Below are 18,918 nucleotides of genomic sequence, written 5' to 3'. Positions count from 1 at the left end.
GACTTGCTGAAAAAAACGACAGGAGACAGGTATGTCGCTCTGGTTTACTCACCCTCTGTTCCTGCCCTCGATCATTGTTGGCATCACCATCGTGCTCTGGGCAACCTCCCTTCTACCAGAATTTATTACCGCGCTGCTCTTCTTTACCGCAGCGATGACCGCCAAAATCGCGCCGCCTGAGGTTATTTTTGGCGGTTTCGCTTCGTCGGCCTTCTGGCTGGTTTTCAGTGGATTTGTGCTTGGTGTCGCTATCCGCAAAACCGGTCTGGCAGACAGGGCGGCGAGAGCACTCTCGACTAAATTGACCGACTCCTGGATGCTGATGGTAGCGAGCGTGGTGCTATTAAGTTATGCGCTGGCGTTCGTGATGCCCTCTAACATGGGCCGTATTGCGCTGCTGATGCCTATTGTGGCGGCGATGGCGAAGCGCGCGGGGATTGCAGACGGTTCACGAGCATGGTTTGGCCTGGCGCTGGCGGTGGGCTTTGGTACCTTCCAGCTTTCGGCGACCATCCTGCCTGCTAACGTGCCGAACCTGGTGATGAGCGGCGCAGCGGAGGGGTCGTATGGCATCCACCTCAACTATGTGCCGTATCTGCTACTGCATACTCCGGTGCTTGGCATTCTGAAAGGAGTGATTCTGATCGGCCTCATTTGCTGGCTGTTCCCCGGTGCGCCAAAGCCGCCCCAGGATCTGGCGCCGTCAGAGCCCATGGGACGAGATGAGAAGCGCCTGGCATGGCTACTGGCAGCTGTACTGGTGATGTGGGTAAGCGAGAGCTGGCACGGCATTGGGCCCGCCTGGACCGGGCTGGCGGCGGCCGTGATCGTGATGCTTCCGCGTGTTGGTTTTATCACCGGCGAAGAGTTTTCTGCCGGGGTGAATATGCGCACCTGCATCTATGTGGCGGGTATCCTGGGTCTGGCGATCACCGTCACTCAAACCGGTATCGGCAACGCGGTCGGCGAGGCGCTATTGCAGGTGATGCCGCTGGACAAAGAGAGCCCCTTCACCAGCTTCCTGGCGCTGACGGGCATTACTACCGCGTTGAACTTTATCATGACCGCTAACGGCGTTCCTGCGCTCTATACCACCCTGGCGCAGAGTTTCTCAGATGCCACCGGCTTTCCGCTGCTGTCGGTGATTATGATCCAGGTGCTGGGCTACTCCACGCCGCTGCTGCCGTATCAGTCGTCGCCGATTGTGGTTGCGATGGGGCTGGGAAAAGTGCCGGCAAAAGCGGGGATGTTGCTCTGTATTGCGCTGGCGTTGGCAACCTGGCTGATTCTGCTGCCGCTGGATTATCTGTGGTTTAGCCTGCTGGGGAAAATCTAGGTTTCCTCTCCCCGTTGGGGGAGAGGAAAAAGGCTTTTAGGCCTGTTTTGCTGCTTCAGCCGCTTTCACGATCACTGCGAAGGCGTCTGCTTTCAGAGAGGCACCGCCAACCAGCGCACCGTCGATATCCGGCTGGGTGAACAGCTCTGCCGCATTCGCTGCGTTCACGGAACCGCCGTACTGAATGATTACCTGCTCAGCGATTTTCGCATCGGCTTTGGCAATGTGGTCGCGAATGAATTTGTGAACTGCCTGAGCCTGTGCAGGCGTTGCGGATTTGCCAGTACCGATCGCCCAGACTGGCTCGTAAGCGATAACCGCGCCTTCAAAGGCCGCTGCGCCCTGGGTTTTCAGCACCGCGTCGATCTGACGTGCGCAAACTTCTTCGGTTTTGCCCGCTTCGTTTTCTGCTTCGGTTTCGCCAATGCACAGAACCGGAATCAGACCCTGCTCTTTCAGCACAGCGAATTTCTTAGCGATAAACTCATCAGACTCTTTGTGATAGGTACGACGCTCAGAGTGGCCAATGATGATGTATTTCGCGCCGATATCTTTCAGCATTTCAGCGGACGTTTCACCGGTGAATGCGCCAGACAGGTTAACGTCAACGTTCTGCGCGCCCAGCACGATGTGGCTGCCGTCAGCAGCGCGTTTAGCCAGGTCCAGATACATATCCGGCGGAGCGATTGCAACAGCACAGCCGGTCACGCCAGCCAGCTCTGTACGCAGGTTAGCAACCAGTTCGTTTACCATGTGGCGGCTGCCGTTCAGTTTCCAGTTACCCATCACTAAAGGATGTCGCATTTCAATTCTCCACGCTTAGTCAGCGAATTAAGGAATATGGCCACCCTTCCGGGCAGCATGGTCTGTGAATCAGTATAGAGATTTTCACCCGAAAGGCTTTGCTTTTCGTCATTAATTAGCCCCGCCAAGTGACTCAGATAACGCCAGCTTAATCGGTTCAACGGCGAAGGTCAGGCCTTTTTCACCGTTATCTGCCACAACATAGCGAACCGCGCCCTCTGTCTCGGCGTAATAGCGTTTACTCTTGCCGGCGGTGAGTAGCTTTTGCAATTTTTGCTGACTCTGAATTTCGGTCAGCGCCGGGGTAAAGGCCCGCAGTATGGCACTCATGTATTCCAGCGCTTTCGCTTTTGCCGCTTTCTGCTCTGGCCCCTGAATGGGAAGCCAGGTCACCTGCATACTTTTGATTTTCAGCGTACCGCGTTCCAGCGCCGTGGAAGCATACAGGTTCTCGTTTATCTTGCTGGCAGCACGGGTGAGATTGGGCGTATCGCGCGCACCATCGATGGCGCGAAATTCATTGAGCGGCAGCTTAGGATTGTTGCTATTAAAGGTTTCGCGGAACTGGCTAATGGACTGATCAAAAGAGGGCGCCCCAGGCATGACATAGGGTGCAGTTGCGGGCGCAGGGGTTTGGGCAGCGCTTACGGAGAAGCCTGCGCTAAGCAGCGTTAAAGAGAGCCAAACAAGGTGAAACCACATCTTCATCGATAAAACCCCAAATTATTACTGCACACGATTAAAACGGTATCCGCCTGGCTTGTCAAAAAGATGCGGCTCCAGGTTAAACTACGCGTCGCGATAATAATCAGGAATCTTACATGACCCTACAGCAGTGGTTGTTCTCCTTCAAAGGGCGGATAGGCCGCCGTGATTTCTGGATCTGGATCGGCGCGTGGATTGCCGCCATGCTGATCTTATTTGCCGCAGCGTATAACGCCTGGCTGACGACCCAGACTGCGGCCTTTGCGCTGGTGTGCCTGCTCTGGCCTACGGCATCGGTGGTGGTAAAACGTCTGCATGATCGCGGTCGCTCTGGGCTATGGGCGTTGCTGGTGATACTGGCGTGGATGCTGTTGGCGGGAAACTGGTCGATGCTGCCGTCAATGTTACCCTGGGTGGTGGGGCGCCTGTTACCGACCATCCTCTTTGTGATGATCATTATCGACCTGGGCGCCTTTGTGGGCACCCAGAGCGAGAATAAGTATGGTAAAGAGACGCAGGACGTGAAGTTTCGCTGATTACCAGTAGTGTTCAGCGGTCATATGGCCCGGTCGGCGGCGAAGGTGTTTCGCCATCTGCCGGGTCTCTTTCAGTAATTGCTGAGTGTCGCGCACCATCTGCGGGTTGCCGCACAGCATCACATGGCTGGTTTCCGCCGTCATCGGCAGGCCAACGGCGTTCTCCAGTTCACCACTCTTGATTAACGCCGGTACGCGTCCGGTAAGCGAGCCTGCAACCGTTTCGCGGCTGACGACGGTCTGAATGGTTAACTTCCCTTCGTAGCGCTTTTGCAGCTCCTGCATCAGGGGTAAATAGCTCAAATCTGCGGCATAGCGAGCGGCATGCACCAGCACGATATTTTTGAAGCGCTCCAGATCCTGGCCGTACTGCAAAATAGAGAGATAAGGGCCGATGGCCGTGCCGGTTGCCAGCATCCATAGCGTGTCGCAGTCTGGGATCTCTTCGAGGACAAAGAAACCCGCCGCTTCACTCACAATCAGCACTTCATCGCCCGGTTTCAGCGCCGCGAGGCGAGGGCTTAGCTTGCCATCGGGCACGGTGACGAGATAGAACTCAAGGTCGGGATTGTCAGGCGCGTTAACGTAAGAATAGGCGCGCTGCACGCGTTCGCCGTCGATCTCCAGCCCCAGCTTGGCGAATTGCCCGGCCTTAAAGGGGTGAACAGGGGCATGAACGGTAAGACTAAATAGTGCATCGGTCCAGAACGTGTTCCTGGTGACTTTCGCTGTTACCCACTCCGCCATGGTCTTCTCCTGTGCAAATATCTGTCTTTATCTTCCTTCCTCATCGCGGAGATTTCCAGCCTGTTGCGGCTGGAAAGCTCGTTTGATCAAACGGTTTACAGAATGTGCGTCTGGACGTTTGGATCTTTGCGGTCGAGGTAATGAATAGATTGGATCCGGCGGATGGTGCGTGATTTACCGCGGATCAGCAGGGTTTCGGTTGTGGCCATATTGCCTTTGCGCGTTATGCCATCCAGCAGATCGCCTTTGGTAATGCCGGTTGCCGAGAAGATAACGTTGTCGTTGCGTGCCATGTCATCCAGCCGCAGTACGGCGTTGGCCTGGATACCCATTGCGGCACAGCGGGCCAGCTCCTCTTCGCCGATACGGCGGTTCTCTTCAGTATCGCCCTTCACATCATGACGTGCCAGCAGGCGGCCCTGCATATCGCCATCCAGCGCGCGAATGACGGCTGCAGAGATGACCCCCTCCGGTGCGCCACCAATACCGTACATGACATCCACTTCGCTATCAGGCATGCAGGTAAGGATCGACGCGGCCACATCGCCATCCGGAATGGCAAAAACGCGCATGCCCAGCTGCTGTAGCTGCTTAATGGTGGCGTCGTGACGCGGTTTCGCGAGGATGGTAACGGTCAGTTCACTGAGAGATTTACCCAGCGCGGCGGCGACGTTACGCAGGTTATCTTCCAGCGGCAGATTGAGGTCAATGGCGCCTTTTGCTCCAGGACCCACAATCAGCTTTTCCATGTACATATCGGGCGCATTGAGAAACGAGCCCTTATCCCCCACGGCCAGCACAGCCAGCGCATTGGCCTGCCCCATGGCGGTCATGCGGGTGCCTTCAATCGGGTCGACGGCGATATCAACCGCGTCACCATTGCCGGTACCGACCTTTTCGCCGATGTAGAGCATGGGCGCTTCGTCGATTTCACCTTCGCCAATTACGATGGTGCCGTCGATGTTGACCTGGTTAAGTACAATGCGCATCGCGTGGACGGCAGCGCCGTCGGCGGTATTTTTGTCGCCACGGCCCAGCCATTTATAGCCTGCGAGCGCGGCAGCTTCGGTGACGCGGGAAAACTCGATAGCAAGTTCACGTTTCATGAGGGACTCGTACAATCAAAAGGAATTGCACGAAGTTTATCACAGAGTGGGAAGGGGGGCGGAGACCGGTGCGGTCTGCGCCCCTCACCCTGACCCTCTCCCGATGGGAGAGGGAATAGAGGATTACTCGTCGTGCTCTTCCCACGCCAGAGCGCGTTTCACCGCTTTTTTCCAGCCGCTGTAACGGTAGTTACGCTCGGTAGTTTCGATACCCGGGCGGAATTCACGTTCGATTACCGCTTTTTCTTGCAGCTCATCGAGGTTCTGCCAGAAGCCGACGGCCAGACCTGCCAGATACGCCGCACCCAGCGCGGTCACTTCACGCACTTCCGGGCGCTCTACGCGGGTGCCGAGGATATCGGACTGGAACTGCATCAGGAAGTTGTTGGCAACCGCGCCGCCATCGACACGCAGCGCGTGCAGACGAATGCCGGAGTCAGCCTGCATCGCTTCCAGTACGTCGCGCGTCTGGTAGGCAATGGACTCCAGCGTGGCACGAATAATGTGGTTCGAGTTCACGCCACGCGTCAGGCCGAAAATCGCACCGCGGGCATACGGATCCCAGTAAGGGGCGCCCAGCCCGGTAAATGCCGGCACCACGTACACGCCGTTGGTGTCTTTCACCTTGGTGGCGAAATATTCTGAGTCGAAGGCATCGCTGATGAGCTTCATTTCGTCGCGCAGCCACTGAATGGATGCCCCTGCCATGAACACGGCCCCTTCAAGGGCGTAGTTCACTTCGCCGCGTGGACCGCAGGCGATGGTAGTCAGCAGGCCGTGCTCAGACTTCACCGCCTTCTCGCCGGTGTTCATCAGCATAAAGCAGCCGGTGCCGTAGGTGTTCTTCGCCATCCCTTCTTTGACGCACAGCTGGCCAAACAGCGCCGCCTGTTGGTCCCCGGCAATGCCGGCGATAGGAATACGGGTGCCACCTTTACCGCCAATATTGGTCTGGCCGTACACTTCTGATGATTTACGCACCTGCGGCAGCATGGCGCGCGGGATATCCAGCGCATCCAGGAGCTTATCGTCCCAGTCCAGATCGTGAATGTTAAACAGCATGGTACGCGAGGCGTTGGTGTAGTCGGTAACGTGAACGCGCCCCTGGGTCATCTTCCAGATAAGCCAGGTATCGACGGTGCCGAACAGCAATTCACCGCGTTTTGCCCGCTCGCGTGAGCCTTCTACGTGATCCAGAATCCACTTCACCTTGGTGCCAGAGAAGTAAGGGTCAACCACCAGGCCGGTAGCGCTGCGGATGTACTCTTCCATGCCGTCACGCTTCAGTTTTTCGCAGATCTCGGAGGTACGACGGCACTGCCAGACGATGGCGTTGTAAATCGGCTTACCGGTCTCGCGCTCCCAGACAATGGCAGTTTCGCGCTGGTTAGTAATGCCGATCGCGGCAATTTCATCGGAACTGATATCGGCTTTCGCCAGCACTTCTACCAGGGTAGAGCTTTGTGATGCCCAGATCTCCATCGGGTCGTGTTCCACCCAGCCTGGACGCGGGTAAATTTGTTCAAATTCGCGCTGTGAAACACTGACGATGTTCGCGTCATGATCCATTACGACAGCGCGGGAGCTGGTAGTGCCCTGGTCGAGCGCAACGATATATTTTTTGTCGGTCATGTTTAGAGTCCCGTAGTCAGATTACAGCGAAGCTTTTGATTCAGTAGCAGAGGCGGTATCTTTCTCCTCAACTACGCAGGTGTCGCACGGCAGGTGGCGGCCAATCAGCTTACGATAGCCGAACGCCCCAAGAGAAGCCCCGACGATAGGGCCGAACAGCGGCACCAGGAAGTAAGGAATGTCTTTAGCACCGGTAAAGGCCACACTGCCCCAGCCCGCGAAGAAGGCGAAGGTTTTGGGTCCCAGATCGCGCGCCGGGTTCATGGCGAAGCCGGTCAGTGGCCCCATTGAGGCACCAATTACCGCAATTAACAAACCAATCAGCAGCGGTGCCAGCGGCCCGCGTGGAATGCCGTTGCCATCATCACCCAGCGCCATAATGACGCCCATCAGAATAGCGGTAATCACCATTTCAACCGCGAAGGCCTGCACGAAATTGATGTGTGGATTCGGATAAGTGGAGAAAATTCCCGCCAGGTCGAGACTTTCGGCACTGCCGCGCACCATGTGGTGCGTCTGCTCGAAGTCGATGAAAAGATTGTAATAAAGCCCGTAAACTAATGCCGCTGCGCAAAACGCGCCGGCAAATTGCGAAAGAATAAACGGAGCCACTTTGCGTCCATCAAAGCACGCAAACAGCCACAGCGCGATGGTCACCGCCGGATTAAGATGTGCACCAGATACCCCTGCAGTCAGGTAAATGGCCATCGCCACACCCAGACCCCAGATAATACTGATTTCCCACTGCCCGAAACTGGCACCTGCCACTTTCAGTGCAGCGACGCATCCCACTCCGAAGAAAATCAACAACCCGGTACCAAGGAACTCGGCAATGCACTGGCCTTTTAAGGTTGATGTTTCACTCATAATCGGATCCTGAAGAATAATTAATGGTTATTGTTAGCGCGGTCAGCTTAGCGCTGACCACCATGTCCTGTAGACACAGTGTTAATTTATCGTTAACGAGCAAAAACGAGAAATATCGAACTTAAAATGTGTGTGCTGCGTCAATAAAATGAGCGTTTTCGCGCCATGAAGCGCATTTAAGGATAAGTCTGGTGTATGAGATGGACCATTTTGTTAACTAAAGTATTAACAATTAAGGGGTAGGTGACGCGAATGCACCAGGACGAGGCCGAAAAGTGTGTCAAACCGCGATCTACGCGGCTTGCCGCTGGACAGGGGCGACGGCGCTCCATACAATCGGAACATATGTCTTGCGCGTTTACATTGAAGCGTCGCCTTGCAATTCAGGAGAGGTAGGATCATGTCTTTAGAAGTGTTTGAGAAACTGGAATCGAAAGTACAGCAGGCGATTGACACCATCACGCTGCTGCAGATGGAAATCGAAGAGCTGAAAGAAAAAAACAACGCGCTGGCGCAGGATGTTCAGGCTGCACAGCACGGTCGTGAAGAGCTGGAGCGTGAAAACAACCAGCTGCGCGAACAGCAGAGTGGCTGGCAGGATCGTCTGCAGGCACTGCTGGGACGTATGGAAGAAGTGTAATTCCGAATTCGTACAAAAGGCACGCTAAATGCGTGCCTTTTTTATTTTATCGAAATAGATTCGCTTGATACGACAACTCACACGGAACGCGAGATGACGAAACGAAGCGATATTGTCGATAACACTTTTCTTGAATTGCGCGTATGAAGAAATATTTCCTTGTTTTAACGTTCTCTGCGCTGGCGATACTTTATTGTGTTTTGATGACGCGTTCCTTCATGGATGAGGAATACACGCAACGTGATTTTCTTCAATATTATTTATTAACACCTGAACCGCTCAGGCAGGCACCCAGGCTTGCATCGCACTGGTATTTCACCCGTCACGCCGATGAGGGAAGTGGCTTGCAGATCAGTACGCTTACGTTTACGGATATTGAAGAGGATAAAATCCAGTCGATAGCTGAAAAGCTCAACGCTTATATTGATAGCTATCCCGGCCGTCGTGTTCAGATGGGGATTGCTGTCGAGGAGCGGAAGGGAACGTATGAAATTCGTATCACCCATTATGAATCGGGTGAGGACAAATAAAAGAAAAAGGCCATCCGGTTTGCCGATGGCCTTTTTCGTTACTCAATATCCAGGGCATCCTCAGAAAGGATAATCCCGGTATTGTCGGCATACAGATGATCGCCAGAGAAGAAGGTGACGCCGCCGAAATTGACGCGTACATCGCTTTCGCCGATGCCATCACCCGCTGCCCCCACCGGAATGGCGGCGATAGCCTGGATGCCGATATCCAGGTCTTCCAGATCGTCCACCTGGCGCACGGAGCCGTAGACCACAATCCCTTCCCATTCGTTCTGCGTGGCAAGACGCGCCAGGTCGGCATCGATTAACGCACGACGCACGGAGCCGCCGCCATCGACCAGCAGAATGCGGCCACGGCCGTTCTGTTCGAGCAGATCATACAGCAACCCGTTGTCCTCGAAACATTTCACCGTGATGATTTGACCGCCGAATGACGACCGTCCACCAAAATTGGAGAACAGGGGTTCTACGACGTTGACATCTTCCTGATAGATGTCGCAAAGCTCGGAGGTATCGTATTTCATAGGCTTAACGCTCTGTTGCTGCGAGTGATTTCAGTATATCGCGCGAAAGGCATTGTTGGCAAAATCATCAATTGTTAATTGATATTTGTCAGTTAACTCAGCGTCTGACTGAGCACAATACCGATAACGAACAACAGGTTAGTCAGCAACGCCCCTTTTACAGTACGTTCGAGCATCGGCGGCATGGCCTCTGCACGTTGTTCGCGCATGACATAACGCGCCTGTTTAATCAGCAGCGGCGCCGCCAGAATAAACAGCCAGCCCCACACGCTCTGCAGCGAAATCAGGTTGAATAACGCCAGGCAACCCAGCGCGCCGATCAGCAGGCAGGCGTGGTAGCGACGGGCATTCACGGGGCCTAAACGCACCGCCAGGGTGTTTTTGCCGTTCACGCGGTCGCTGTCGATATCACGCAGGTTATTAATATTCAGCACTGCCGTCGCCAGCAGACCGCAGGCGGTCGCCGGCAGGAACAGCGCAGGAATCAGCGTATGAGCCTGCAGATACCAGCTGCCCATTACGCTCAGCCAGCCGAAAAAGACCAGCACTGAAATATCGCCCAGACCAATGTAGCCATAAGGTCGGGTGCCAACCGTGTAGGTAATGGCCGCGATAATGGCGAGCAAACCTAACACCAGAAAGCCGATAAAATCGCTAAAGGTTTTTGATGCAACCGAAACCAGCGCCAGCCCGGACAGACAAATCAGCACCACGGTGATAATCAGGGCCCGTTTCATCTGTTCCTGAGTAATGACCCCTTTCTGCATGCCGCGCAAAGGTCCGATACGATCGGGTTTGTCGCTGCCTTTTACGGCATCGCCATAGTCGTTGGCGAGGTTAGAGAGAATTTGCAGTAAGCCAGCGGTAATCAACGCCAGCAAGGCAACAAGAGGATCAAAATGACCCTGCCACCACGCGAGGGCCGTGCCTACCACAATGGCAGCAAAGGCGAGGGGGAGAGTCTTTGGGCGCAGGCTTTCTAGCCAGGCTTGCGTACGGCTGATTTCAGTCATCGTTATTATGTGCCAATAAAAATGGGGCTTTTCAGCCCCATCGTTTGTGATGAAAATGCAATGAACGCGATTATAGGATAAAACGGCTCAGATCTTCATCTGCTACTAAAGCATCAAGGTGCTTACTCACATAGTCGGCATCAATGGTAATACTCTGACCATTGAGATCGCTGGCATCGTAAGAGATATCTTCCATCAGACGCTCCAGCACGGTATGCAGACGACGTGCACCGATGTTTTCGGTGGTTTCGTTCACCTGCCATGCGGCCTGAGCGATACGTTTGATACCGTCTTCGGTGAATTCGATATTCACCCCTTCGGTCGCCATCAGCGCCTTGTACTGTACGGTTACAGAGGCGTTAGGTTCGGTCAGGATGCGCTCGAAATCTTCTGTGGTCAGCGCCTGCAGTTCTACACGGATTGGCAGACGACCCTGCAGTTCTGGGATCAGATCAGAGGGCTTCGCCACCTGGAATGCGCCGGAGGCGATAAACAGAATATGGTCGGTTTTCACCATGCCGTGCTTAGTGGAGACGGTGCAGCCTTCCACCAGCGGCAGCAAGTCACGCTGTACGCCTTCGCGAGAAACATCCGGGCCGGAGGATTCGCCGCGCTTACAGATTTTATCGATCTCATCGATAAACACGATACCGTGCTGTTCAACGGCGTCAATCGCGTCCTGCTTCAGCTCTTCCGGGTTAACCAGTTTTGCCGCTTCTTCTTCAATCAGCAGCTTCATCGCATCTTTGATTTTCAGCTTACGCGGTTTTTGTTTCTGGCCGCCCAGGTTCTGGAACATAGACTGCAGCTGGCTGGTCATCTCTTCCATGCCTGGTGGAGACATGATTTCAACGCCCATCGGTGCCGCAGCGAGATCGATCTCAATCTCTTTGTCATCCAGCTGGCCTTCGCGCAGTTTTTTACGGAATGCCTGGCGTGCTGCAGAGGGCTCCTGAGGCTGTTCTGCCTGGCCCCAGTTGTTCTTCGCCGGTGGGATCAGGACGTCGAGAACACGCTCTTCGGCCATCTCTTCGGCGCGATAACGGTTTTTCTCGATGGACTGCACGCGCACCATTTTAATCGCAGAGTCGGTCAGATCGCGGATGATGGAATCCACTTCTTTACCTACGTAGCCCACCTCGGTGAACTTGGTCGCTTCGACTTTGATAAACGGCGCATTGGCCAACTTTGCCAGACGACGAGCGATTTCGGTTTTACCGACACCGGTCGGGCCGATCATCAGAATGTTTTTTGGGGTCACTTCGTGGCGCAGATCTTCGTCAAGCTGCATACGGCGCCAGCGGTTACGCAGGGCAATCGCCACGGAGCGCTTAGCGTTGTCCTGGCCAATAATGTGTTTGTTCAGTTCGCTGACAATTTCGCGTGGGGTCATTTCAGACATGGGCGATCCTTACGCTTTAGACGGTAATTCTTCAATGGTGTGGTTGTGGTTGGTATAAATGCAGATATCACCTGCAATATCCAACGCCTTCACAGCGATATCGCGCGCGTTCATGTCGGTGTTTTCCAACAGTGCGCGGGCTGCGGCCTGGGCATATGGACCGCCAGAGCCGATAGCAATCAGATCATTTTCTGGCTGCACGACGTCACCGTTACCGGTGATGATCAGCGACGCGTTTTCATCCGCCACTGCCAGCAGCGCTTCAAGCTTGCGCAGCATACGATCGGTACGCCAGTCTTTCGCCAGCTCAACGGCGGCTTTCACCAGATGACCCTGGTGCATTTCCAGTTTACGTTCGAACAGCTCGAACAGCGTGAAGGCATCCGCAGTGCCGCCCGCAAAACCGGCGATCACTTTGTCGTTATACAGACGGCGAACTTTTTTCACGTTGCCCTTCATGACGGTATTACCCAGCGTGGCCTGGCCATCACCGGCAATCACCACCTGGCCGTTACGGCGTACACTTACTATTGTTGTCACGAGCAGACCCCCTGGTTACAAATTCGGGAAACAGATGCCCTGAGCCAGTGCTCAGGGCTGAATAGAATGATAGATGGGGGAGATTTTGGGGGTTTCAACCCCCGGATGCGAGTCGGATACAGTTTGTGTGGCCCGCGACTTTCAGACGGGAAATGGTGCCATCGGCATTTTCTTTGCCTTTCACCGGGCCGATTACCACGCGATTCCAGCCGTTATTGGTGGTGATGCGTGAATCAAATCCTTCAAACGCCAGCTGGGCACGTACGGTTTCCGCCTGCTCTGCCCCTTTAAAGGAACCACACTGTACCATCCAGCGACGTTCATCTTTTTTCTCAGCCGTTTGCTTCGGCGCCTCGGTCTCTTTGGTAACCGGTGCGGCCTGCTGCGTTTTCGGCTGCTGTGCGGTGGTATGCGCCGGTGTTTGCAGCAAATCCTGATACGGCTGGGCCGCTTGCTTTTGCGGCTGCGCTTTTGGCTGCTGGGCAGGTTGCGTCTGTACCGTGCGCGTTTGCTGCTGCGGCTGCTGATAAGGCTGTTCCGTCACGCGCGGCTGCGTGCGAGGCTGCTGTACCGGCTGGGTTTGCGACCACTGCTGCTGTTGTTGCTGCTGGACCTGAGCCTGACGCTGACGCTGCAACGTTTGCTGACGCTGTGCGGGCGTTTGTTCATTCCACGGGACTTCGTTCAGCTGCGTTGGCTGCTGGCGCATGTCGGCCTGCATCTGAGCCAATAGCTGACGCTGTTCGTTCGTGAGCTGATCGGCGTTCTTCACCTCCCCTCCGGCGGAGGGTTCGGTTGGCGCACGCACGCCTGGCTGGCGACTTTCCAGCTCTTTGATATAACGCCAGCGCTCTTCAGGTTTTGGCGGCAGGCCGTTTCCGGCGACTTTGCTGCCCTGAAGCGCCTCAGTCTCTTCTTTTTTATGATGCGTAATAAAGTACAGGCCGCCAATAAAAGCCACCACGACAGCCGCGGCAATTGCGATCATCGCAGGCGAGACAGCAGGCAGGTTCCGTTGCTGTTTCTTTGGGCTACTCTTTTTGCGTCGCGAAGGTGCCGGCTGGCCGCGACGTACATAATCTCGTTGTGCCACTATCGTTTCGCTGTATTTATTCGTTTGTCAGCCCGTCATGTTACTTAAGCGACGGGCCTTTGACCAGATAAGGGAGTCTGATTTACGTCAGCGCCCGCGTAGAACCGCGAACGATCAATTCGCAATCCAGTAAACGCGATCCACTGCTGACCGTCTGGCCATTCAGCTGATCGAGCAGCAGGAGCATCGCTTCACGGCCAATCTCAAAGCGGGGTTGGGCCACGGTTGAGAGCGGCGGATCGCAAAACTCAGACAAGGAGATGTTATCAAAACCGATGATGGAGAGATCCTGGGGCACTCGCAGACCCTGGCGTTTGGCACAGGAGAGCGCCCCCAGCGCCATCACATCGCTATGGCAGAAGACCGCCGTTGGCGGTTCCGGCAGCGCCAGCAGCGTCTCTAACGCCAGCCCGCCAGCGGCAAAGGTAAAATCGCCGCGGGCGATGTAGTGGGGATCCACCGTTGCGCCCGCACGGCGCAGCGCCTGGACATATCCCTGCAGGCGGTAGTGACACAACGGCATCTCTTCTGGCCCGGCGATGCAGCCAATGCGTTTATGCCCCAGCTCTTGCAGATAATTCACGGCATTAAAGGCGGCGGTGAGGTTATCAATGTGAACCGTCGGCAGCTCCAGTTCAGGCGCAAATTCATTAGCCATGACCATCGGCGGCAGATTGCGTTGCTCTTCGATGCTGGCATCGAAAGGCAAGCGCGAGCCGAGCAGTAACATGCCATCGATCTGCTTGGTAATGATCAAGTCGATAAAGGTCTTTTCCTGCTGATTTTGATGAGCACAATCGCCAATCAGCACCAGATAGCCTTTCGCCGCAGCGGTGACTTCAATACCGCGAATGATTTCGCTAAAGAAGGGATCGCAGATATCCGGCACGATGACCAGAATGGTGCGGGATTCGTTACGTTTGACGTTACGTCCCATTGCCTGAGGCAGATAACCTACCTCGAGAGCCGCCTGTTCTACGCGATTGCGCGTAGATTGAGAGACTTTATCGGGGTTCATTAATGCGCGGGATACGGTTGCCGTCGAGACTTTCGCCTTCAGGGCAACATCTTTCATGGTCGCCGGAGCAACCTCTTTCCTGGACTTCAACGTCTTCTCCTCACAGGCGCATCACCGATCTACTGAATTACCCCATTTTTTATCAGATAGTTTATGGAATCGGTTACAGAATTTTCATAAAAAGTGTGATGCACATTGAATTTTACGATCCCCCTCTCATTGCGGTTCAGCTTTCGATGGGATCGACGTCCAGCATCCACTTCACTTTGCGCGCTTCAGGTAAGGTATTGATGAGCGCTAAGGTTCCGCTGACGATGTGCTGTAAGCGAATACGAGAGGGGTGCTGAAGCAAAATCTGCCAGCGATAGCGTCCGCCGCGTTTTGGCGCCAGGGCGGGTACCGGCCCGAGGATCCAGAGCTGATTGTCTACCAGCGGGCTGGCTTGCAACAGATTCCGTAGCTGCTGCAGGAACAGGGGAGCCTGCTGATTATTATGATCTTCTGCCCGGATAATGACATGGCTGGTCCATGGCGGTAACTGCAGCGATTGCCGCTCTGCCAGCGCCTGCTCGGCAAAGGCGTCGTAGCCCTTTTGCAGCAAGGTCTGCAGCAGCGGATGCTCGGGATGGTGAGTTTGCAGCACCACTTCGCCCTGTTTACCCGCACGTCCTGCACGTCCCGCCACCTGGGTGTACAGCTGGGCGAAGCGCTCCGCAGAGCGGAAATCCGCCGAGAAGAGGGCGCCATCCACGTCCAGCAGCGCAACCAGCGTCACGTCCGGGAAGTGGTGCCCCTTCGCCAGCATCTGGGTGCCGATCAAAATGCGGGCACCGCCGCGATGTACTTCGGCCAGGTGCTGCTCCAGCGCACCCTTACGGCTGGTGGTGTCCCGGTCAATACGTGAGATAGGTACATCCGGGAAAAAGGGGCTGAGCGCCTGCTCAAGCTGCTCGGTGCCTAACCCTACCGGCACCATATGCGTAGAGCCGCAAGAGGGGCACTGGCGTGGTATTGGCCGCTGGCTATCGCAGTGGTGGCAGCGCAAATGATGCTGCGCCTGGTGCAGAGTATAGTAGTGGTCGCAGCGCGGGCACTCGGCGATCCAGCCGCAATCATGGCACAGCAGTGCCGGCGCAAAACCGCGACGGTTGAGAAACAGAATGACCTGGTTATCCGCCTGCAGATGTTGACGCATACGCGCGATCAGCGCTGGTGCTAATCCCGCCTGCACCTGCTGACCTTTTAAATCGAGCACATGCTGCGTCGCCGGTCGGGCATTCCCCGCGCGGCGGGTCAGGCGCAGCATATGGTACTTACGCTGGCGCACGTTATGCAGGGTTTCCAGCGCGGGCGTGGCGGAGCCAAGAATAATCGGGATCTGCTCGCTATGGGCACGGTACACCGCCAGGTCGCGGGCGTGATAACGCCAGCCCTCTTGCTGTTTATAAGAGCTGTCGTGCTCTTCATCGATAACAATGACGCCCAGATTCTTGAAAGGGGTAAACAGAGAAGAGCGAGTACCAATAACAATCGCCGCTTCACCATTTTTCGCCTTCAGCCAGGCACTGAGACGCTCGCTGTCGTTCAGGCCGGAGTGCAACACTTCAACCGGCGCATTAAAACGCTCGCGAAAGCGGGCGATGGTTTGCGGCGTCAGGCCGATCTCCGGCACCATCACCAGCGCCTGCTTGCCCTGAGCAAGGACGTTCTCCAGTACGCTAAGATAAACTTCTGTTTTACCTGAGCCCGTCACGCCTGCCAGCAGCCATGCGGAGAAGCGATCCGATGCGCTATGAATAGCGCCTACCGCCGTCGCCTGCTCGGTATTAAGCCGCAGTCGATCACCCGCCACGGAGAAGCCGTTACGCCAGTCCTGAATGGCCGGGGCTTCACTTGCCAGTTCACACAGCCCTTTTTTACGCAGCGCTTGCAGCGCGGCGTCATTAAATTCCAGATCTTCAACCTGATGGCGCCAGATACGCCCCTGACGCAATGCTGCCAACGCCTGCTGCTGTTTTGGCGAGCGCTTCAGGCTGTTGATATCCACCGCCTGACCCTGCTCGGTGGCAAACCAGTACCACTGAGGGGCATGGCGGGCATTTTTGCCCTGTCGCAGCAGGATCGGTAGCGCATGGAAGAGCACGTCGCCCAGCGGATGGTGGTAATAATCGGCGGCCCAGAGCAGTAACCGCCATACGCTGGCGGAGAAGACGGGTTCGTCGTCCAGCACCTCGACCACGCTTTTCAGTTCGCTTCTCGGCAGCTCACTTTGCTCACTGACTGAGACCACAATCCCCACCCGCTGCTGCTTACCGAACGGCACGTTCACGCGGCAGCCAGCCTGAGCAACCATGCCGTCGGGCAGCAGGTAATCAAAGGTGCGGGGAAGCGGAACGGGCAGGGCAACGTGAGCAACGGGCATCGAATCTTCCTGACTTGAAAAGTGGCGCGTTAGTATACACATTAGTGAAAGGCGGCGTGCGGATCAGTTTGCATCGCCTGGTTAAATTCTGTATGATTCGCCGCCTTTGGTGTACTTTACGCCAAAGAACTTACATTCAACATCGCGTGGTGTCTGGCGTTAGGGCTGGAAGAGCGACGCGGCCTTTACTGAGGTTCTCCCATGAAAAAAGATATTCACCCGAAATACGAAATGATTACTGCAAACTGCTCTTGCGGTAACGCTATCCAGATCCGCTCCACCGTGGGCCACGATCTGAACCTGGACGTGTGCGGTAAATGCCACCCGTTCTACACTGGTAAGCAGCGTGATGTTGCAACCGGTGGCCGTGTTGACCGCTTCAACAAGCGTTTCAGCATCCCGGGCGCGAAATAAGCTTCCAGAAGAAACCGCCTACGGGCGGTTTTTTTTATGCCTGCAACATACTGCCTGAATAATTAACTTCTTTTTATTTAAATTAAAAATCATTATTTTCCATTACTCTCTTTTTATATTTCCCACTCAAATATTTGGCTGGCTTATTCTTTAACAGAGGGTGATATTCATCTCTGTTTTCTTGATCTCTCTGCCACGCATTTATTCTGGGTGTCCAAATATAAAAGGTTTCCCGCTTCGGGTAATTCTACACTTCGCTCGTGTCTTGTTTTTATTTTGCCATTTTTTAGCGATGGCGTTCAGGATTGAATATAGACTTCGAGGGAATTGTTATGAAAATGAAGCCACTTTTATTACTGCTTCCATTTCTATCGTGCGCGGCGCAGGCAGGGTATGTAGATTACCGACACGAGTATTATGATGATGGACGTAACTACGACCGCGTGTACATGTCACACCGCTTTGGAACGGGCTTTGGCGTGGCGGTCGAGGGTGTCGCGCGTTCTGATAATAAGCAGTCAAACGACGCGCTCAATAATATGGAAAGTAATAGCAGTGAATATACGGTGAGTTATCAGTTTGGCTGGCAAGGTTTACTCTGGCAATCGGGCATTGCCGTGGAGATGGGCGAAGATATGGCAATTTATAAGCCCTATTTACGCGTACAGTACGCTATAAATGAGAACTGGTGGACAGCATTTCGCTACCGTACGGAATATACGCGGCGTAATGCGCAGGGGCGAGATGACCGTATGGTTTATCGCCCAGAAATTTGGTTGGGTTATAATATCGATAATGTCATGCTCGAACTGAACGGCCTCTATAAGTTCGCAGACAATGAAAATCTATATAATAATAAAAAAGAGGATTACGAATATAACTTCCGCGTGGCCTATAAAATAGATTCCTGGGTGCCCTTTGCAGAGGTGGGCAATGTCGCGTCCGGATACAACACGGCGACAACCAACGATCGTCAAACCCGTTTTCGTATGGGCTTAGGCTACAACTTCTAAGAAGCCATCCCGCTGAGTCGGCTCAGCGGGATCGCATTTTATCGTCAGGGCTGATTCAGCCTGGCTGCCTTAGTATTCCCACGTATCCGGGTCGATGCCCAGTTCACGCATGATCACCTTCGCCTCTTCCGGAATTTCATCACTGCGCTCTTTGCGCAGATCTTCATCGTTAGGCAAGGGCTGACCGGTAAACGCATGCAGGAACGCTTCGCACAGCAGTTCACTGTTAGTGGCGTGACGCAGGTTATTCACCTGACGACGCGTACGTTCATCGGTGAGGATCTTCAACACCTTCAGAGGAATGGAAACCGTAATTTTTTTTACTTGTTCACTCTTCTTACCGTGCTCAGCGTATGGGCTGATATATTCGCCGCTCCATTCAGCCATGAGATACCTTTAATCCTCTAAGTCATTAATATGAGGCCAACGCCGCAGCGACTGCCGGGGCCGGGGCCATAATCCCGCGTAGTTTACCGTAGAGACGCCGCTGTGACACGGATATTGCCTCTGCGTTATGCGCTAAAGCATATAATTTTAACGGCTATTTGCGTATTGCTCAATCTATACGCAAAGAAG

20 protein-coding genes are annotated in these 18,918 nt (G+C 54.6%); 6 read left to right on the top strand and 14 right to left on the bottom strand.

The window, feature by feature from the left end; all coding sequences use genetic code 11:
* Positions 1–31 precede the first annotated feature (31 nt).
* Positions 32–1,336 carry an SLC13 family permease gene (locus WFN75_RS20855; protein WP_336996751.1) on the top strand — a complete coding sequence of 435 codons (1,305 nt, stop codon included), beginning with the start codon at positions 32–34 and terminating at the stop codon, positions 1,334–1,336.
* Between the two features lie 36 nt (positions 1,337–1,372).
* Here the strand turns inward: WFN75_RS20855 and tpiA are convergent, their stop codons facing one another.
* The gene (tpiA, locus tag WFN75_RS20850) at positions 1,373–2,140 is read right to left on the bottom strand and encodes a triose-phosphate isomerase (protein ID WP_040078010.1); all 768 of its coding nucleotides are present in this window, start codon (positions 2,138–2,140) and stop codon (positions 1,373–1,375) included.
* A gap of 111 nt (positions 2,141–2,251) precedes the next feature.
* Positions 2,252–2,848: a DUF1454 family protein gene (locus tag WFN75_RS20845; protein ID WP_336996750.1), complete on the bottom strand. Its 597-nt coding sequence runs from the start codon at positions 2,846–2,848 to the stop codon at positions 2,252–2,254.
* Positions 2,849–2,961: 113 nt separating this feature from the next.
* Between WFN75_RS20845 and WFN75_RS20840 the strand changes: the two genes are divergently transcribed.
* The gene (locus tag WFN75_RS20840) at positions 2,962–3,381 is read left to right on the top strand and encodes a DUF805 domain-containing protein (RefSeq protein WP_040078013.1); all 420 of its coding nucleotides are present in this window, start codon (positions 2,962–2,964) and stop codon (positions 3,379–3,381) included.
* On the opposite strand, the gene fpr is transcribed toward WFN75_RS20840, so the two are convergent.
* From fpr to WFN75_RS20820, 4 genes are all read right to left on the bottom strand, one after another.
* Positions 3,382–4,128 (bottom strand): ferredoxin--NADP(+) reductase, encoded by a 747-nt coding sequence (gene fpr, locus WFN75_RS20835; protein WP_040078014.1) that lies wholly within the window; start codon positions 4,126–4,128, stop codon positions 3,382–3,384.
* A gap of 95 nt (positions 4,129–4,223) precedes the next feature.
* The gene (glpX, locus tag WFN75_RS20830) at positions 4,224–5,234 is read right to left on the bottom strand and encodes a class II fructose-bisphosphatase (protein ID WP_336996749.1); all 1,011 of its coding nucleotides are present in this window, start codon (positions 5,232–5,234) and stop codon (positions 4,224–4,226) included.
* Between the two features lie 123 nt (positions 5,235–5,357).
* On the bottom strand, positions 5,358–6,866 hold the full coding sequence (gene glpK / locus WFN75_RS20825; RefSeq protein WP_040078016.1) for a glycerol kinase GlpK: 1,509 nt from the start codon (positions 6,864–6,866) through the stop codon (positions 5,358–5,360).
* Positions 6,867–6,887: 21 nt separating this feature from the next.
* Positions 6,888–7,733: an MIP/aquaporin family protein gene (locus tag WFN75_RS20820; RefSeq protein ID WP_040078017.1), complete on the bottom strand. Its 846-nt coding sequence runs from the start codon at positions 7,731–7,733 to the stop codon at positions 6,888–6,890.
* Positions 7,734–8,133: 400 nt separating this feature from the next.
* Here WFN75_RS20820 and zapB point away from each other — a divergent pair, with 400 nt between their 5' ends.
* Both zapB and WFN75_RS20810 read left to right on the top strand, forming a co-directional pair.
* A complete protein-coding gene (gene zapB, locus WFN75_RS20815; protein WP_040078018.1) occupies positions 8,134–8,373 on the top strand; it encodes a septal ring assembly protein ZapB in 240 nt (79 codons plus the stop codon).
* Positions 8,374–8,516: 143 nt separating this feature from the next.
* Entirely contained in the window at positions 8,517–8,903 is a 387-nt protein-coding gene (locus WFN75_RS20810) for a hypothetical protein (RefSeq protein WP_336996748.1), read from the top strand.
* Between the two features lie 38 nt (positions 8,904–8,941).
* Here WFN75_RS20810 and rraA read toward each other — a convergent pair whose 3' ends face one another.
* The 7 genes from rraA to priA all read right to left on the bottom strand — a co-directional run bounded on the left by rraA (position 8,942) and on the right by priA (position 16,915).
* On the bottom strand, positions 8,942–9,427 hold the full coding sequence (gene rraA, locus WFN75_RS20805; protein WP_046886212.1) for a ribonuclease E activity regulator RraA: 486 nt from the start codon (positions 9,425–9,427) through the stop codon (positions 8,942–8,944).
* Between the two features lie 92 nt (positions 9,428–9,519).
* Positions 9,520–10,446 (bottom strand): 1,4-dihydroxy-2-naphthoate polyprenyltransferase, encoded by a 927-nt coding sequence (gene menA, locus WFN75_RS20800; RefSeq protein WP_207293890.1) that lies wholly within the window; start codon positions 10,444–10,446, stop codon positions 9,520–9,522.
* A 64-nt stretch (positions 10,447–10,510) separates the two neighbouring features.
* A complete protein-coding gene (gene hslU, locus WFN75_RS20795) occupies positions 10,511–11,842 on the bottom strand; it encodes an HslU--HslV peptidase ATPase subunit (protein WP_040078025.1) in 1,332 nt (443 codons plus the stop codon).
* A 9-nt stretch (positions 11,843–11,851) separates the two neighbouring features.
* Positions 11,852–12,382 (bottom strand): ATP-dependent protease subunit HslV, encoded by a 531-nt coding sequence (hslV, locus tag WFN75_RS20790; protein ID WP_003862036.1) that lies wholly within the window; start codon positions 12,380–12,382, stop codon positions 11,852–11,854.
* 94 nt (positions 12,383–12,476) lie between these two features.
* A complete protein-coding gene (ftsN, locus tag WFN75_RS20785; RefSeq protein WP_288821891.1) occupies positions 12,477–13,475 on the bottom strand; it encodes a cell division protein FtsN in 999 nt (332 codons plus the stop codon).
* Positions 13,476–13,557: 82 nt separating this feature from the next.
* Positions 13,558–14,583, bottom strand: a complete 1,026-nt coding sequence (gene cytR / locus WFN75_RS20780) for a DNA-binding transcriptional regulator CytR (protein WP_040078029.1) — start codon at positions 14,581–14,583, stop codon at positions 13,558–13,560.
* Between the two features lie 136 nt (positions 14,584–14,719).
* The gene (priA, locus tag WFN75_RS20775; RefSeq protein ID WP_207292630.1) at positions 14,720–16,915 is read right to left on the bottom strand and encodes a primosomal protein N'; all 2,196 of its coding nucleotides are present in this window, start codon (positions 16,913–16,915) and stop codon (positions 14,720–14,722) included.
* A 201-nt stretch (positions 16,916–17,116) separates the two neighbouring features.
* On the opposite strand from priA, the gene rpmE reads away from it, so the two are divergent.
* On the top strand, positions 17,117–17,329 hold the full coding sequence (gene rpmE, locus WFN75_RS20770; RefSeq protein ID WP_040078031.1) for a 50S ribosomal protein L31: 213 nt from the start codon (positions 17,117–17,119) through the stop codon (positions 17,327–17,329).
* A gap of 332 nt (positions 17,330–17,661) precedes the next feature.
* The gene (locus WFN75_RS20765; RefSeq protein ID WP_336996747.1) at positions 17,662–18,342 is read left to right on the top strand and encodes an oligogalacturonate-specific porin KdgM family protein; all 681 of its coding nucleotides are present in this window, start codon (positions 17,662–17,664) and stop codon (positions 18,340–18,342) included.
* 69 nt (positions 18,343–18,411) lie between these two features.
* Here the strand turns inward: WFN75_RS20765 and metJ are convergent, their stop codons facing one another.
* Positions 18,412–18,729: a met regulon transcriptional regulator MetJ gene (metJ, locus tag WFN75_RS20760; RefSeq protein ID WP_007369220.1), complete on the bottom strand. Its 318-nt coding sequence runs from the start codon at positions 18,727–18,729 to the stop codon at positions 18,412–18,414.
* Positions 18,730–18,918: the final 189 nt, after the last annotated feature.

The sequence above is a fragment of the Leclercia sp. UBA7405 genome, from assembly GCF_037152215.1.
GTDB classification, from domain to species: Bacteria; Pseudomonadota; Gammaproteobacteria; order Enterobacterales; family Enterobacteriaceae; genus Enterobacter; species Enterobacter pneumoniae.
The sequence above is the reverse complement of the archived record's forward strand: the minus strand, read 5'-3'. Positions and strand labels throughout refer to the sequence as shown.